At 72.7% G+C, this 14,951-nt stretch carries 15 protein-coding genes; 9 read left to right on the top strand and 6 right to left on the bottom strand.

What is annotated here, in order from left to right:
• Positions 1 to 259 precede the first annotated feature (259 nt).
• From AB0B29_RS18460 to AB0B29_RS18440, 5 genes are all read left to right on the top strand, one after another.
• Positions 260 to 1,903 carry a sensor histidine kinase gene (locus AB0B29_RS18460; RefSeq protein WP_362240584.1) on the top strand — a complete coding sequence of 548 codons (1,644 nt, stop codon included), beginning with the start codon at positions 260 to 262 and terminating at the stop codon, positions 1,901 to 1,903.
• Positions 1,900 to 2,307 (top strand): roadblock/LC7 domain-containing protein, encoded by a 408-nt coding sequence (locus AB0B29_RS18455; protein WP_104778667.1) that lies wholly within the window; start codon positions 1,900 to 1,902, stop codon positions 2,305 to 2,307. Before AB0B29_RS18460 ends, AB0B29_RS18455 begins: the two co-directional genes overlap by 4 nt.
• Positions 2,304 to 2,702, top strand: a complete 399-nt coding sequence (locus AB0B29_RS18450; protein ID WP_362240580.1) for a DUF742 domain-containing protein — start codon at positions 2,304 to 2,306, stop codon at positions 2,700 to 2,702. Before AB0B29_RS18455 ends, AB0B29_RS18450 begins: the two co-directional genes overlap by 4 nt.
• Positions 2,683 to 3,303 (top strand): GTP-binding protein, encoded by a 621-nt coding sequence (locus AB0B29_RS18445; protein WP_362240578.1) that lies wholly within the window; start codon positions 2,683 to 2,685, stop codon positions 3,301 to 3,303. Before AB0B29_RS18450 ends, AB0B29_RS18445 begins: the two co-directional genes overlap by 20 nt.
• Positions 3,304 to 3,369: 66 nt before the next feature.
• Positions 3,370 to 4,908, top strand: a complete 1,539-nt coding sequence (locus AB0B29_RS18440; protein WP_362240575.1) for a cytochrome P450 — start codon at positions 3,370 to 3,372, stop codon at positions 4,906 to 4,908.
• Here the strand turns inward: AB0B29_RS18440 and AB0B29_RS18435 are convergent.
• Positions 4,902 to 5,903 (bottom strand): RluA family pseudouridine synthase, encoded by a 1,002-nt coding sequence (locus tag AB0B29_RS18435; protein WP_362240572.1) that lies wholly within the window; start codon positions 5,901 to 5,903, stop codon positions 4,902 to 4,904. The two genes, AB0B29_RS18440 and AB0B29_RS18435, sit on opposite strands and share 7 nt — an antisense overlap.
• An 80-nt stretch (positions 5,904 to 5,983) precedes the next feature.
• Between AB0B29_RS18435 and AB0B29_RS18430 the strand changes: the two genes are divergently transcribed.
• On the top strand, positions 5,984 to 6,565 hold the full coding sequence (locus AB0B29_RS18430) for a GNAT family N-acetyltransferase (protein ID WP_362240569.1): 582 nt from the start codon (positions 5,984 to 5,986) through the stop codon (positions 6,563 to 6,565).
• A 108-nt stretch (positions 6,566 to 6,673) separates the two neighbouring features.
• Here the strand turns inward: AB0B29_RS18430 and AB0B29_RS18425 are convergent, their stop codons facing one another.
• Both AB0B29_RS18425 and AB0B29_RS18420 read right to left on the bottom strand, forming a co-directional pair.
• Positions 6,674 to 7,516, bottom strand: a complete 843-nt coding sequence (locus AB0B29_RS18425) for a siderophore-interacting protein (RefSeq protein WP_362240566.1) — start codon at positions 7,514 to 7,516, stop codon at positions 6,674 to 6,676.
• A gap of 122 nt (positions 7,517 to 7,638) precedes the next feature.
• Complete coding sequence (locus tag AB0B29_RS18420; RefSeq protein ID WP_362241023.1) at positions 7,639 to 8,568, bottom strand: 5'-3' exonuclease; 930 nt, start codon at positions 8,566 to 8,568, stop codon at positions 7,639 to 7,641.
• Positions 8,569 to 9,011: 443 nt separating this feature from the next.
• On the opposite strand from AB0B29_RS18420, the gene AB0B29_RS18415 reads away from it, so the two are divergent.
• Together AB0B29_RS18415 and AB0B29_RS18410 are read left to right on the top strand one after the other, a co-directional pair.
• Positions 9,012 to 9,581, top strand: a complete 570-nt coding sequence (locus AB0B29_RS18415) for a helix-turn-helix domain-containing protein (protein ID WP_362240563.1) — start codon at positions 9,012 to 9,014, stop codon at positions 9,579 to 9,581.
• Positions 9,578 to 10,297 carry a helical backbone metal receptor gene (locus tag AB0B29_RS18410; protein ID WP_362240561.1) on the top strand — a complete coding sequence of 240 codons (720 nt, stop codon included), beginning with the start codon at positions 9,578 to 9,580 and terminating at the stop codon, positions 10,295 to 10,297. The genes AB0B29_RS18415 and AB0B29_RS18410 overlap by 4 nt, the downstream gene beginning before the upstream one ends.
• Here the strand turns inward: AB0B29_RS18410 and AB0B29_RS18405 are convergent.
• On the bottom strand, positions 10,209 to 11,360 hold the full coding sequence (locus AB0B29_RS18405) for a TDT family transporter (RefSeq protein ID WP_362240559.1): 1,152 nt from the start codon (positions 11,358 to 11,360) through the stop codon (positions 10,209 to 10,211). The two genes, AB0B29_RS18410 and AB0B29_RS18405, sit on opposite strands and share 89 nt — an antisense overlap.
• 70 nt (positions 11,361 to 11,430) lie before the next feature.
• On the opposite strand from AB0B29_RS18405, the gene AB0B29_RS18400 reads away from it, so the two are divergent.
• Positions 11,431 to 12,360: a LysR family transcriptional regulator gene (locus AB0B29_RS18400; protein ID WP_362240556.1), complete on the top strand. Its 930-nt coding sequence runs from the start codon at positions 11,431 to 11,433 to the stop codon at positions 12,358 to 12,360.
• A gap of 406 nt (positions 12,361 to 12,766) precedes the next feature.
• Here the strand turns inward: AB0B29_RS18400 and AB0B29_RS18395 are convergent, their stop codons facing one another.
• Positions 12,767 to 13,441 carry a gamma-glutamyl-gamma-aminobutyrate hydrolase family protein gene (locus AB0B29_RS18395; RefSeq protein WP_362241020.1) on the bottom strand — a complete coding sequence of 225 codons (675 nt, stop codon included), beginning with the start codon at positions 13,439 to 13,441 and terminating at the stop codon, positions 12,767 to 12,769.
• Positions 13,442 to 13,480: 39 nt separating this feature from the next.
• A complete protein-coding gene (gene eat, locus AB0B29_RS18390) occupies positions 13,481 to 14,926 on the bottom strand; it encodes an ethanolamine permease (RefSeq protein ID WP_362240553.1) in 1,446 nt (481 codons plus the stop codon).
• Positions 14,927 to 14,951: the final 25 nt, after the last annotated feature.

The raw sequence follows: 14,951 nt of genomic DNA, 5'->3' as shown, positions 1-14,951 counted from the left end.
CCCGTACGCCGTCACGTAGCGCATTCGAACGATGTCGCAGCGTGTAAACGACCGAGCGTACTATCCCTTCGCGTCCGGTTTCCGGCAGTTGCTGAATATGACACAGCGATGATCCGGTCGGACTAAGCTCGCCCGCAGCGCACCGGCTTGAGGTGAATTCGTGCGCTTGTTCCCCAATGTGTGGAAGCTCCCGACAGCTTCATGACCTACCCCCTGCACGTCCCCCCGAACCTCAGTCGACTCCTGTCAGAAGGCCCACATGGTGAGTGTTCAATCCCCGCCCGGTCATCGTGAACTCCCCTACGCGCGCGTGCTGTTGCTCCCGGCCATAGTCATGGCCGCGGCAACCGGAGCCGCCGTCGCGCTGGTGACGGAGCCGGCCCGGGGCGCCGTCGGCTGGTGCGGCGCCATCGCCACCGCGCTGGTGCTCGCGACGGCGGCCGAGGCGGTGCGCCGCGGCCGTGCGCTGCGCAACCAGCGTGCCGAGCACGCCCGGTACAGCGCACACCTGGAACAGCGGATCGCGGCCCACGAGAGCGAGCTGGTCCACTTCTCGAGGGAGATCATCCCCGCCGCGCTCGACCTGCTGCGGACCGGAGAATCCCCCAGGGAGGTGATCCGCAAGCTCGGTCTCGCCCAGCCGGCGTTCCGTGACCTGCCCGAACCGCAGGCGGAGACGCTGCTGACGGTGCTCAAGATCGTCGACTATGAAGTGACGATGCGCGACGCCGCCGCGCGCTCCTTCGTCAGTGTCGCCCGGCGCGTCCAGGCGATCATCCACCAGCAGGCCGAAGAGCTCCGGGAGATGGAGGAGGACCACGGCCGCAACCCCGAGGTCTTCGACGACCTGCTGCGCATCGACCACGGCAACGCCCTGATCGGCCGCCTGGCCGACTCCGTCTCCGTCCTCGGCGGCGGCCGCCCCGGTCGCCAGTGGCCCGCGCCGGTGTCCCTGTACAGCACCCTGCGCGGCGCCATGTCCCGCATCCTCGAGTACCGGCGCATCCAGCTGTCCTCCATCGCCAAGATCAGCGTCAAGGGCATCTACGTCGAGCCGGTCATCCACGCCGCCGCCGAGCTCCTCGACAACGCCACGCGCTACTCGCCGCCGCAGACCAAGGTGCACGTCACCGCCACCGAGGTGCAGACCGGCGTCTGCATCGAGATCGAGGACGGCGGTGTCAACCTCAACGAGGAGGCACGCGCCCGCATCGAGGGCATGCTGGAGGCCGCCAAGGCGGGCGTCGACCTCCAGGACATCGGCGAGCACCCGCGCCTCGGCCTCGCGGTCGTGGGCCGGCTGTGCACCGCCTACAACATGCAGGTCTCGCTGCGCGCCTCCGCGTACGGCGGCGTCCGCGCCATCCTCATCGTGCCGAGCGAGATGATCACCCACGAGCCCGGTGTCGGACTCGCCCACGGCATCGGCGCCACCGGCATCCCCATGACGGTCGGTATCCCCGAGGGCCCCAAGCGCGCTCCCAAGCGGCGCCGTCCCACCAGCCCGAAGATCCCCGCCACGGTCTCCCTGGAGGACGACGACGTCCCCGAGGTCACCGAGTGGACCGCGAACGGCCTGCCGCAGCGCCGCAGCAAGGTGAAGATGCCCCTCGCCGAACGCCTCGCCCAGCAGGCCGCCAACGAGAAGGCCGACCGGGAGGCAGAGGAGCGGGGTGAGTACAACCCCTGGGCGGCCACGCAGGAGCCCGAGACCAAGCCCTTGCGCGACATGTCGGCGCCCGACGCCCCCGGCAAGGGCCTGGAGGCCTTCTGGGAGGGGCTCAAGCAGGGCATCGAACCCGGCACCCACCCGACCGACTTCATCCGCAACCCGCACAAGTACCTGCACCTGATCAACGACCCGGCCCCCACGGAGGCCGACGACGAGGGGGACCTCAAGTGATCCAGCAGCGAGGCAACTTCGACTGGATGCTCAAGCAGCTCGCCGACGGAGTGCCGGGCATCGAGATGATCGTGGTGCTCTCGGCCGACGGGCTGCGCATCGCCCGCTACGGCGGCGAGCCGGACGCGGCCGACCGGGTCGCCGCGGCCTGCGCCGGCCTGCAGTCCCTCGCGGGCAGTGTGTGTCAGGAACTCACGGTCGGCGACGGCGAGATGAAGCTCGTCATGATCGAGATCGACCAGGGCTACTTCTACCTGATGGACGCGGGCGCCAACGCCTTCCTCGCCGTGCTCTCCGACGTGCGGTGCGAACCCGGCCGGATGAGCGCCATGATGCGCGACCTGGTCGTCCGGATCGGTGGCCATCTCACCAGTCCGCCCCGGCGGAACGGGCAGATCGTATGACGCCTCCGCAACGCCAGAGGCGCGACCTCGTCCCGGAGCCGCCCACGCCCCAGGAGGGCGACGGCAAACCCGGGAACCCGGAGCGGATGTACGTGGTGGCCGGCCCGGACGGAGAACGGGCCGAGCTCGACCTGGTGACGTTGATCGTGGCACGTGCCACGGACCCGCCGCCCTCCGCCTCTCCCGAGCAGGCGGCGCTGCTCCGGCTCTGCGCCGCCCCCCTGTCCGTGGCCGAGCTGTCGGCCTACCTCCACCTGCCGTTCAGCGCGATGGGCGTCCTGCTCACCGAGCTGCTGACGGCGGAACTGGTACAGGCGCGCGCCCCGATCGTCCGCAAGGCGCGCTCCGACCGTTCCCTCCTCGAAGCGGTGATGAATGGACTTCAACGGCTCTGACACCATCCCGGGCCCCCGGGCCGAGGACCAGCTGCCCCACACGGCACAGGCCGCGGCCAAGATCGTGATCGTGGGTGGCTTCGGCGTCGGCAAGACGACCATGGTCGGCTCGGTCAGCGAGATCACACCGCTGACCACCGAGGAGACCATGACGCAGGCCGGCATCGGTGTCGACGACAACTTCGGCTCCGCGTCCAAGACGGCCACCACCGTCGCCATGGACTTCGGCCGGATCAGCATCACCGACCAGCTCGTGCTGTACCTCTTCGGCACGCCCGGCCAGCAGCGCTTCTGGTTCCTGTGGAACGGCCTGTTCGAGGGCGCGCTCGGCGCGGTGGTGCTGGTCGACACCCGACGGCTGGAGGTCAGCTTCGACGTCATGGGGCGCCTGGAGGAACGCGGCGTACCGTTCGTGGTCGCCGTCAACTCCTTCCCCGACGCCCCCCGTTACGCCGTCGAGGAGCTGCGCACCGCCCTCGACCTCACGCCGGACATCCCGATCATGGAGTGCGACGCGCGGCGCCGGGCCTCCAGCCGTGACGTGCTGATGACCCTCATGCGCTTCCTGCACTCGCTCGCCATGACGGGCTCCCGCGCCTGACCCGTGCGACGTGTTCGCACTTCCCCCCAAGACACCTGAGAACACCTCAGTTTCGGAGCGATCACTGTGACGCCTGAATCCCACGCCCCGACCAGCACGGACGACCTCCCGCCCGGCCCGCCCCCCGGCTGCCCCGCGCACGGCCTCGGGCCCGGGGGACTGCACCGGCTGCACGAGGCGGAGGACCTGGGAGCGCTGTACGAGCAACTGCGGGACCAGCACGGTCCCGTGGCCCCCGTGCTGCTCCACGACGACGTGCCGATGTGGATCGTCCTCGGCCACGCCGAGAACCTGCACATGGTGCGCTCGCCCTCGCAGTTCTGCCGGGACAGCCGTATCTGGACCCCGCTCAGGGAGGGCCTGGTCAAGCCCGACCACCCGCTGATGCCGCACATCGCCTGGCAGCCCATCGCCTCGCACGCCGAGGGTGACGAGCACAAGCGGCTGCGCGGCGCGGTCATGGGCGCCATCTCCACCATCGACTTCCGCAGCCTGCGCCGCTACATCAACCGCAGTACGCAGGTGATCGTCAACCGGTTCTGCGAGGCGGGTGAGGCGGACCTCGTCGGCCAGTTCACCGAGCACCTGCCGATGGCGGTGATGTGCGAGATCCTCGGCATGCCCGACGAGTACAGCGACCGGCTCGTCGAGGCGGCCCGCGACGCCCTGAAGGGCACCGAAACCTCGCTCGCCAGCCACTCCTTCGTCATGGACGCCCTGGGCCGGCTCACCGCCACCCGCCGCGCCCGGCCGGAGGAGGACCTCGCCAGCTACCTGATCACGCACCCGGCCCGGCTGAGCGACGACGAGGTCCGGGAGCACCTGCGTCTGGTGCTCTTCGCCGCCTACGAGGCCACCACCAACCTGCTGTCCAACGTGCTGCTCACGGTGCTGATCGACCCGCGCTTCCGGGCCCAGCTCAACGGCGGCCAGATGACGGTGCCGGAGGCGGTGGAGCAGTCCCTGTGGAACGAGCCTCCGTTCAGCACGGTCTTCGCGTACTTCGCCAAGCAGGAGACCGAGCTGGGCGGGCAGCGCATCCGCCGGGGTGACGGGCTGCTCTTCGCGCCGCTGCCGGCCAACGTCGACCCGCGCGTGCGGCCCGACCTGAAGGCCAGCATGCAGGGCAACCGTTCCCATCTCGCCTTCGGCGGCGGCCCGCACGAGTGCCCCGGGCAGGACATCGGCCGCTCCATCGCCGACGTGGGCGTCGACGCGCTGCTGATGCGGCTGCCGGACGTCGAACTCGACTGCGACCAGGAGGAGCTGCGCTGGACGGCGTCGATCGCCTCCCGGCACCTGGTGGAGCTGCCGGTGCAATTCGCGCCCAGGCCGCCGCAGGACGTGCAGGAGGTGCCCCACCACAAGCCGGTCGCCGCGCAGCGCTCGGACTGGCAGATCGGCATCGTGCAGCCACCGGCGGCCGCACCGGCCGTGGCGCCGTCCCAGCCGGTCGTCGCGCAGCCGCAGCCGGCCCAGGTGCAGCCCCAGCCCCAGCCGGCCCAGGTGCAGCCCCAGCCGGTGCCTCCGCAACCGGCCGTCGCGGAAGCGCCCCGCCGCAGGGGCGTCTGGCAGCGGTTCCTGAGCTGGTGGCGCGGCTACTGACCGTCTGACGGGCCGTCGTACGACCCGGCGGCCCAACGGTCGTACGACGCCCAGGCCGCGAGCGTCCGGCCACTGCGGAACCGGTGCTCCTCGCCGGTGACCGGGTCGGTGAACTCCAGGGAGCGCGCCAGCAGTTGCAGCGGCCGGCGGAAGTCCCCGGCCGGTACGGGGGCGGTCACCTCCGGGTAGAGCGGGTCGCCGAGGATCGGCACGCCCAGCGCGGTCATGTGGACGCGCAGCTGATGCGTCTGCCCTGTGGCGGGCGCGAGCCGGTACCGGGCGAGCCCGCCGGGGCTGCCCTGCCCGCCGGGCCGGTCGCGGTGCTCGACGAGCTCGACACGGCTCACGGCGTTGGGTTCGCCCGGGACCTCCCGGGCGATGAGCACTCCGCGCTCCTTCACGATCCGGCTGCGAACCGTCCGGGGCCGGACGAGGCCGGCGTCGAAGGGGGCGACTGCCTCGTACTCCTTGCGGACCCGGCGGTCACGGAACAGCGTCTGGTACGCGCCGCGCTCCTCCGGGCGCACGGTGAACAGCACGAGCCCCGCCGTGAGCCGGTCCAGCCGGTGTGCGGCGCTGAGCGCCGGGCAGTCGAGCTCGCGGCGGAGCCGGGCCAGCGCGGTCTCGGCGACATGGCCGCCGCGCGGAGTGGTGGCGAGGAAATGGGGCTTGTCGGCCACGACGATGTGCTCGTCCCGGTGCACGACCTCGAGCGGGAAGGGCACCGGCACCTCGTCGGGCAGATCCCGGTGGAACCACACGAACAGGCCGGGCTCGAAGGGGGTGTCCGCCGCGACGGGCCGTCCGTCCGCCCCGACGATCCGGCCCGCGTCGAGCATGCCGTCGACGACTCCGGCGCCCGCCCCGGAGAGCCGCTCCACCAGGTGGTCGCGCACCGTCCCCCACGGCCCCTTGGCGGGCAGCCGTACCCGTACCGGGTCCACGCCGTGGCGCTGCGGCAGGGGAGAGGGCGGGATGCGGGTCTTGCGTCTCATCGCGGCCCAGCGTACGAGGCGGGTGCGGTGGGGCGGAAAACCACTGGGACCACCCGGCGGGCGCTTGCCAGGATGCGGGCATGCCGTTCCTCATCAGCCCTGTCCTGACCGCAGGGGCCCTCGCGCGCCGCCCCCAGCCGACTCTCCCCGCCGACGGCGGACTCGTCCTGCGCCCCTGGCGGGAGGGGGACGCGCCCGCGGTGTACGAGGTCTTCCAGGACCCGTTGATGCACCAGTGGCACGCCCGGTCCGCCGACTCCGTCGCGGAGGTGGGTGACTGGATCCGCACGTGGCGTCAGGCGTGGGAGGCGGAACGGGAGGCGCACTGGGCCGTGGCCGACGCCGTCTCCGACGCGCTGCTGGGCCGGGTGGCGCTGCGCGAGCTCCGGCTCGACGACGGGATGGGCGAGGTGGCGTACTGGACCGTCCCGGAGGCCCGGGGCCGGGGCGTGGCCGCCCGTGCCACGACCGCGCTCACGCGGTGGGCCTTCGACGAGGCGGGATTCCACCGCCTGGAGCTTCTGCACGCCGTGCGCAACGAGGCGTCCTGCCGCGTCGCCACCAGGACCGGCTTCGGCCTGGAGGGCACCAAGCGCAGTGCGATCAGGCAGCCGGACGGATGGCACGACATGCATCTGCACGCCCGGGTGCGGGAGGCCTGAGGCGGCGCCCGGTGGGGCTGAGGCACGTCCGGGCGGGCAGAGGCGCCGTCCTTGTCCTTGCGCCCGGTGGGCCGGTCCGCGCCCCTGCAGCCGGTGGGCCGGGCGGCCTCAGGCCGCTGACGCGCTCTCCTGCTCCGCTTCGATCCGGGCGTTCCACTCGCGCTTCGACGCCTGCCAGCCGTCCTCGTTGTGGCCGCGGCGCCAGTAGCCGGAGATCGAGAGGGCCTCGCGCGGGACCTGGCGCTCGACGCGGAGCAGATGGCGCAGCTGCTTGACGAAGTGCGCCTCGCCGTGGACGAAGGCGTGCAGACGGCCCTCGGGGAACTCCAGGGCCCGCACGGCGTCGACCAGCGCCTCGCCGAGGGGCCGGGCCCCGCGATGCAGCCAGACGACCTCCACGTCCGCATCGATCTTCTGCTCTTCCTCGGGGCCGGAGACCTCCACGAAGGCGTGGGCCCGGGCTCCGCGCGGCAGCGCCTCCAGGGCGCAGGCGATCGCGGGCAGCGCGCTCTCGTCCCCCACGAGCAGATGCCAGTCGGCGCCGGGATCGGGTGCGTACGCCCCACCGGGTCCCATGAAGTGCACCGTCTCGCCCGGCTGCACGCGCACGGCCCACGGACCGGCCAGGCCCTCGTCACCGTGGATGACGAAGTCCAGCGTCAGTTCGCGGTGCTCGGCGTCCCACTGGCGGACGGTGTAGGTCCGGGTCACCGGCCACTGCTCGCGCGGCAGCTCGGCCCGCACGCGTTCCACATCGAAGGGCTCCGGGTAGCTGACGCCCGCCGGCGGGAACAGCAGCTTCACATAGTGGTCCGTGCAGGTACCGGCCGAGAAGTCGGCGAGGCCCTCGCCGCCGAGCACCACGCGCTGCATGTGCGGGGTCAGCCGCTCGGTGCGGACCACCTGCGCGGAGTGGAGCCTGCGCGGCTGGCGTCCCGGTCGCTCTGCCATGAGGACCTCCTGTATCGCTCTATCGCATAGTTAGGCTTACCTAAGTTAGCACCTTGTTCTCGCTTCATACCTCTCGTGCCGGGAGGTCACGTCGTTCTCTTGCGCATTCTTTGGCCAAGGAATCACGTCGCGAGCGTCGTCAGCAGTCGCTCCAGGGACCCGCCCAGTCCCCAGCGGGCCGCCAGCGCCTCCAGGGCCGCCGGGTCACGCGGTGTGCGCGGCAGGGCCGTGGAGACGTCCGGCAGGGGGACGTCGTCCGCGACCCGGACCACCTTGGGGGCTACCGCGAGGTACGGACGCGACTCGTCGAGCCGCCTGCGCTGCGTCGGCGTCAGCTTCGACCCCCGGTCCTCGATCGCCGCCATGATCCCGGCCAGGTCCCCGAACTGGGCCAGCAGCTTGGCGGCCGTCTTCTCTCCGATGCCCGGCACGCCCGGCAGGCCGTCGCTGGGGTCGCCGCGCAGCAGGGCCAGATCCGCGTACCCGCTGCCGTCGACCCCATACTTCTCACGCAGCACCGCCTCATCGGTGTGCTGCAGCGTGCCCACGCCCTTCAGCGGGTACAGCACGCGCACCCCGCGTGCGTCGTCCACCAGCTGGTACAGGTCGCGGTCGCCCGTCACGATGTCGACCGGGCCCGTCGCCCGTGCGGTGAAGGTGCCGATCACGTCGTCCGCCTCGTAGCCCGCGACGCCCACGCGCGCGATGCCCACCGCGTCCAGCACCGCCTCGATCACCGGCACCTGCGGCGACAGGGTGTCGGGCACCTCCTCCTCGTCCGGGCCGACGGCGTGCTCCTCGGCGACGCGGTGGGCCTTGTAGGAGGGGATCAGCTCCACCCGCCACTGCGGCCGCCAGTCGGCGTCCATGCACGCCACCAGCAGGTCCGGCCGGTGGTCCTTGACCAGACGGTCGATGAAGTCGAGCAGCCCGCGCACGGCGTTCACCGGCGTGCCGTCGGGGGCCCGGACCGAGTCCGGGACGCCGAAGTAGGCGCGGAAGTACAGGGAAGCGGTGTCGAGGAGCATCAGTCGTCCGGTCACGCCACGCATCATGCCGTACCGCACCGACAGCCCTCGGCGCAGCGCAACGCGTTGAGCTTTGTCCTCGCTCTCTCCCGGCCGACCGGCTCGGGCAGCCCGGACATGGTGCGGAGGATGACTCCGCAGTAGGGTTCCGGGGTGGGACGCGCGACACGCCGCGTCCCGCCCCCGGCCCCGGCCGGATCCGGACAACCACAGAGCGCAACGCCACCCCCTGAACCCCCTCTCTCCGCCTGTCCCCCAGCCGCTGGGCGACCTGCCCCCGTCCCCTTCGGCGGCGGATCGCCTGGCGCGAAACGTGAGGTGTCGAGCTGTCCCGCATGACAGCGATGTGACGGCCGCCTGCAACGGTTTGCCGAACATGCGTAGGGTGCACACAACTCAACAGAAGCAGTGCGCGGGACACCGCCGCACGGGGAGCGGATCGACGGGCGAAGGAGGGAGCCGGAGCGATGGGCGACCACAAAGAGCAACCCCTTCGGGTGGGCGCGGCCGTGCGCCGGCGGCGCCGCGCCCTGGAGCTCACCCTCGCCGTCGTGGCCGCGCGCAGCGGCCTGTCGGTCCCGTTCCTGAGCCAGATCGAGAACGACCGGGCGCGGCCCAGCACCAGCTCCCTGGAGAAGGTCGCCGACGCCCTGCGCACCACCGCCGTGGAGCTCCTCGCCGCGGCCGACCCCGCGTGCAGCGTGGACGTCGTCCGCGGTGACGACACCGAGCCGCACGTCCTGCCCCGGTCCCGTTCCCTGGTCCGCGGCCACCACCAGATGCACGCCTCCGAGTTCACCGGCGACCATGACGCCGGCCGTGAATTCCAATACCGCAACGACCAGTTGATGTACGTCGCCGACGGCGCCGTGGAGATCGAGGCGGAAGGCCGCGCCTACCGCCTCGGCCGTGGCGACACCCTGTACCTGACCGGCGGTGTACGGCATCGCTGGCGGGCGGCGGAGTCGGACACCCGTGTGATCGTCGTCGCCGTGGCCGAGCACATCGAGGCGGTCCGGGACCGGCCACGCCGGTGAGGGTCGTCTCGCTGGTCCCCTCGCTGACCGAGGCCGTGGCCCGCTCCGCGCCGGGAACCCTGGCCGGGGCCACCGACTGGTGCACCCACCCCCCTGACCTGGACGTGGTACGCGTCGGCGGTACCAAGAACCCGAAGACCGACCGGATCCTGTCCCTCGCGCCCGATCTCGTGATCGCCAACGAGGAGGAGAACCGCGCACCCGACCTGGCGGCCCTGCGCGCAGGGGGCGTCGAGGTCCTGGTGACGGAGATCCGCGACGTGCCGCAGGCCTTCCGGGAACTGACTCGCGTGCTGGACGCCTGCGGGGTGAGGTCCCGCCCGCACTGGCTGGACGACGCGGAGCAGGCCTGGGCGGCCCTGCCGGAGCCCGGGACGCGGCTGACGGCGGTCGTGCCGATCTGGCGTCGCCCGTGGATGGTCCTCGGCCGCGACACCTTCGCGGGGGACGTCCTCGCCCGCCTCGGCGTGGACCGCGTGCACGCGACGCACCCGGACCGCTACCCGCGCGTCCCGCTGGAGGAACTCCGCGCCGCGGCACCCGACGTGGTGGTGCTGCCGGACGAGCCGTACCGCTTCACCCCGGACGACGGCCCCGAGGCCTTCTCCGGCCTGCCCTGCGCGCTCGTCAGCGGACGGCACCTGACGTGGTACGGACCGTCACTGGCCGAGGCGCCGCGGGTACTGGAGCGGGCGCTGCGAGCAGCTCGCCCCTGAGCAGCCCGCGCAGGGTGCCGGCGACGGCCGTGCCCCACGCCGCGACCAGCACCCCGTACAGCAGCACCGCCGGACCCGCGTAGGTGACGAGCCCGGTGTGCCGCCCCAGCGCCTCGGTGCCCGTGACACACGTCCCGACGGGGAAGGTGAACGACCACCAGGTCATCGAGAACCGCATCCCGTGCCGCCGGGCGCGCAGCACATGGGCGGCGGCCAGGCAGGCCCACAGCAGCGCGAACCCCATCACGGGCACGCCGTAGAGCACGGCGAGCACCCCGAATCCCTCGCTGTACGGCTCCGGTACGACCCCGGGGGCGACGTCCGCGAAGGCGCCGACGGCGGTGGTGGACTGCCCGAGCGGGCCGAGCACCAGGAACAGGGTCGGGGTGAGGGACAGGGGCAGCGGCCCGCCGGTGAGCGTCCGGGCGAAGACCAGCGGCAGCATGACCAGGGTCGCGAGCAGACTGAGCCCGAACAACGCGAAGCAGAAGAGGAGCAGCGTCTCCCGGGCCTGACCGGGCGGCAGATGCGGCACCAGCTGCGGCCCGACGGCGGCCGACACCATGGGCGCGACGAGCGGCAGCAACCAGACCGGCGTGGCCTGTCCCGGCTCGACGCGATGGCGTACGGCCATCAGGTACGGCACCGCGACCGCCGCGGCGAGACCGGTCAGGGTGCCCGCGGTGAACAGCACCGCGTCGAGCGTGACGGCCGCCCGCAGGCCGATCCAGTCCCGGCCGACGGTCAGGGCGCCGCCGCCCACCGCCAGCAGGGCCATGGCGAGGCAGCCGTAGAAGGGCGCCGTCGCCGGATCGAGGAGGTGGGCGCGGGCCCGGTCCCCGTGCCGGGTCCAGTGCACGGTCCGGGCTGTGAGCAGCGCCAGGAGCAGGACGAGGGAGAGGGCCCACACCCCGGCGAGGACCCCGCGCAGCCCCGGGACGTGCGGTGCGAGGGCGGCCCCGGCGGTGGCGACGACGGCGGTGCCCATCACGGTGGCGTACCAGTTGGGTCCGAGACGACGGACGGAGAGCGGGTGCCCGAGGGACCGGGCTGCGGTGACCATGGCTCCACGATGGTTGCGGGTGCGGCGCACCACCAGGGACCATGCCTCTATGGCGACATAAGCTGGGTTTATGAGCAACGCGGATGAGCACGCCGGGCCGGAGGTCGCCGGGCCCCTGGCGCACCGGGTACCGGATCTGGGCGCCCTGGAGCTGCTGCTGGCGGTGGCGCGGCTCGGCAGCCTCGGTGGCGCGGCGCGGGAACTCGGCATCACCCAGCCCGCGGCCAGCAGCCGCATCCGGTCGATGGAGCGGCAGCTCGGTGTGGCGCTGGTCGACCGATCGCCCCGCGGGTCGCGGCTCACGGACGCCGGGGCCCTGGTGACGGACTGGGCGCGGCGGATCGTGGCGGCGGCGGAGGCGTTCGACGTGGGGGCGCAGGCGCTGCGCGTGCGCCGTGACTCCCGGCTGCGGGTGGCCGCGAGCATGACGATCGCGGAGTATCTGCTGCCCGGCTGGCTGCTCGCGCTGCGCGCGCAGCGGCCCGACACGGCGGTGTCGCTGCACGCGGGGAACTCGACCGTGGTGGCGGAGCGACTGCTGTCGGACGAGGCGGATCTGGGGTTCGTGGAGGGGGTGTCGGTGCCGGCCGGACTCGACTCCGCGGTGATCGCCCATGACCGGCTGATAGTGGTGACCGCGCCCGGGCACGCGTGGGCCCGGCGGCGCCGGTCGCTGGCTGCGGGGGAGCTGGCGTCGACGCCGTTGATCCTCCGCGAGAAGGGGTCGGGGACGCGGCAGGTGCTGGACGCGGCGCTGGGCGGGCTGGCCCGGCCGCTGATCGAGCTGTCGTCCACGACGGCGGTGAAGGCGGCGGCGGTGAGCGGTGCGGGTCCGGCGGTGCTGAGTGAACTGGCGGTGGGGGAGGAGCTGGCGATGCGACGGCTGGTGCCGGTGCCGGTGGAGGGGGTCGCCCTGACGCGGGACCTGAGGGCGGTGTGGCCGACGGGCCATCGCCCCACGGGGCCGGCGCGGGACCTGCTGTCGCTGACGCGGGGTTAGTTTCCTCGCCCCCGCCGCCCCTACCCGTCCCATCCCCGGGCGCTGCCCCCTCGCCCCCGCTGGGGGCTGCGCCCCCAGACCCCCGCTTCGGCCTGAACGGCCTCGTCCTCAAACGCCGGACGGGCTGGATGGTGCCTCGGCGGTGCGGAGGCGCCGGACGGGCTGGATGGTGCCTCGGCGGTGCGGAAGCGCCGGGCGGGCAGGAGTGGGTCTCGGCGGGCAGGAGTGGGTCTCGGCGGTCTGGAGGCGCCGGGCGGGCTGGATGGTGCCTCGGCGGTCTGGAAGCGCCGGGCGGGCAGGAGTGGGTCTCGGCGGCGGTCCGGAAGCGCGACCGGGCCTTTTGGCCGACCGATTCGGGTGGTGGGTGGGCAAAGGCCGGGGTCCAGGGGGCCGAGCCCCCTGGGGTTCAGCCTCTTGTCGCCGCCTCCACCAACGCCCCCATCACCCGCACGTCCTCCCCCATCTCCGGATGCCACTGCACCCCCAGCACCCAGTCGGCCGACGGCAGTTCCACCGCCTCCACCGTGCCGTCCGACGCGTACGCCGACGGGACCAGGCCCTCGCCCAGGCGGTCCACGGCCTGGTGGTGGTACGTCGGGACGAACGTCTCCTCCGGCACGACACCGGCGTACAGACTCCCCGGCACCGGCTTCACCGCATGCCCGCCGAAGACGCCCACGGCCTCCGCGTGCCCCTCGATGTGCTGCAGCAGCGTCCCCCCGAGAGCGACGTTTAGCAGCTGCATGCCCCGGCAGATCCCCAGCAGCGGCAGCCCCGCCGCCAGCGCGGCCTCGATCAGCGCCAGCTCCCACGCGTCCCGTTCCGGCGCCGGCGGCCCCGTCCGCGGCTCGCGCTCGGCCCCGTACCGCACCGGCTCCACGTCCGGACCGCCCGCGATGACCAGCCCGTCCAGCCGGGCCACGGCGTCCGCGGCGTGCCGGGGGTCGTCCGGCGGCAGCATCGCGGCCAGGCCGCCGGCCCGCTGCACCAGCCGCGGATAGCCGACCGGCAGCAGCGCGGCCTCCAGCTCCCACACGCCCCAGCGTGCACCGGACTCCAGGTAGGTGCTGACACCGATCAACGGCCTGGTCACGACGACTCCCTCACGCTCGCGGACGACTCAGTCCCTTGCCAACTCTGCCTCGGCGGCCGCCAGCGCCGCGAACTCCTCCTCCGGCGCCTTCGCCACCAGGTGCTTGCGGCTGTACAGGCCGAAGTAGGCGACGGCCACGGCGTACACCAGGAGGGCGATCAGCGCCGCCGTCACGTCCACCAGGAACGTCGCCACCAGCGCGGCGCACGCCAGCACCAGGGCGACCGACGAGGTCACCACCCCGCCCGGCGTGCGGTACGGCCGCTCCAGTTCCGGTTCCCTGCGGCGCAGCACGATGTGTGACAGGGACATCAGCGCGTAGGAGATGGTCGCGCCGAAGACGGCGATGTTCAGCATCCGCGCGCCGTTGCCGGAGACCGCCGCCAGCAGGAAACCGATCGTGCCGGGCACCAGCAGGCCCAGGTACGGCGCCTTGCGGCGGCTGGTGAGCGACAGGAACCGGGGCAGGTAGCCCGCGCGGGACAGGGCGAACAGCTGGCGCGAGCCCGCGTAGATCAGCGAGAAGAACGACGCCACCAGGCCCGCGAGGCCCGCGTAGTTCACGATCCGGCTCAGGGGCGTCGCCTTGCCGTTCGGCTGGAGTGCCTCGACCAGCGGGTTGCCCGCCCCCTGGATCGCGGCGGAACCGCGCGCCCCGGCCGCCGCGAAGAACGTGACCACCGCCAGTACCACCAGGATCCCCATGGACCAGCGGATCGCCTTCGGCAGCGTACGGGCCGGGTCCTTCGTCTCCTCGGCCGCCAGTGGCACGCCCTCCACACCGAGGAAGAACCACATGCCGAAGGGGAACGCCGCCCAGATGCCCAGCAGGCCGAACGGAAGCCAGGAGCTCGACCCCGCGGCGGAGGCGTCCACCGGGACGTCGTCCAGCGATGCGAAGGAGAAGTCGGGCAGCGCCGCCAGCGCGAACACGATGAGGGCCACCACGGCGATGCCGGTGACGACGAAGCTGAAGCGCAGCGCCTCGCCCACGCCCCACAGGTGGATGCCGAGGAAGATCACGAAGCAGGCCAGGTACACCGGCCAGCTCGACTCCAGGCCGAACAGGCCGAGCGACTCGACGTAGTCGCCGATGAAGATGACGATGGCGGCGGGCGCGAGGACGTACTCGATCAGGATCGCCGTGCCGGTCAGGAAGCCTCCCCACGGGCCGAGCGCCCGCCGGGCGAAGCCGTAGCCGCCGCCCGCCGTGGGCAGGATCGACGACAGCTCGGCGAGGGCGAAGACCATGCACGCGTACATCGCGCCCATGAGCACCATGGCGATCGCCAGACCCCCGAAGCCGCCCTCGGCCAGGCCGAAGTTCCAGCCCGAGTAGTCGCCGGAGACGACGTAGGCGACGCCGAGACCGGTCAGCAGCACCCAGCCGGCGCTGCCGCGGCGCAGCGCTCTGCGCTCCAGATAGTCGTCGCCCTCCTGGGCGGCGGGTGTGAGCGTGGGTTCCTGGGACATAAGCAGACTCCCGACGGGGCGGCGG

The organism is Streptomyces tibetensis (assembly GCF_040647715.1).
GTDB lineage: Bacteria > Actinomycetota > Actinomycetes > Streptomycetales > Streptomycetaceae > Streptomyces > Streptomyces tibetensis_A.
Note: the sequence above shows the minus strand (reverse complement) of the source record. Positions and strands in the feature narration are given on the sequence as shown.

Bases quoted from the DNA above. Each gene is read 5' to 3' on its own strand.
- AB0B29_RS18460 (WP_362240584.1), top strand. From the start codon at position 260: ATGGTGAGTGTTCAATCCCCGCCCGGTCATCGTGAACTCCCCTACGCG.
- AB0B29_RS18450 (WP_362240580.1), top strand. From the start codon at position 2,304: ATGACGCCTCCGCAACGCCAGAGGCGCGACCTCGTCCCGGAGCCGCCC.
- AB0B29_RS18445 (WP_362240578.1), top strand. From the start codon at position 2,683: ATGGACTTCAACGGCTCTGACACCATCCCGGGCCCCCGGGCCGAGGAC.
- AB0B29_RS18435 (WP_362240572.1), bottom strand. From the start codon at position 5,903: ATGAGACGCAAGACCCGCATCCCGCCCTCTCCCCTGCCGCAGCGCCAC.
- AB0B29_RS18430 (WP_362240569.1), top strand. From the start codon at position 5,984: ATGCCGTTCCTCATCAGCCCTGTCCTGACCGCAGGGGCCCTCGCGCGC.
- AB0B29_RS18425 (WP_362240566.1), bottom strand. From the start codon at position 7,516: ATGGCAGAGCGACCGGGACGCCAGCCGCGCAGGCTCCACTCCGCGCAG.
- AB0B29_RS18420 (WP_362241023.1), bottom strand. From the start codon at position 8,568: ATGCGTGGCGTGACCGGACGACTGATGCTCCTCGACACCGCTTCCCTG.
- AB0B29_RS18415 (WP_362240563.1), top strand. From the start codon at position 9,012: ATGGGCGACCACAAAGAGCAACCCCTTCGGGTGGGCGCGGCCGTGCGC.
- AB0B29_RS18405 (WP_362240559.1), bottom strand. From the start codon at position 11,360: ATGGTCACCGCAGCCCGGTCCCTCGGGCACCCGCTCTCCGTCCGTCGT.
- AB0B29_RS18400 (WP_362240556.1), top strand. From the start codon at position 11,431: ATGAGCAACGCGGATGAGCACGCCGGGCCGGAGGTCGCCGGGCCCCTG.
- eat (WP_362240553.1), bottom strand. From the start codon at position 14,926: ATGTCCCAGGAACCCACGCTCACACCCGCCGCCCAGGAGGGCGACGAC.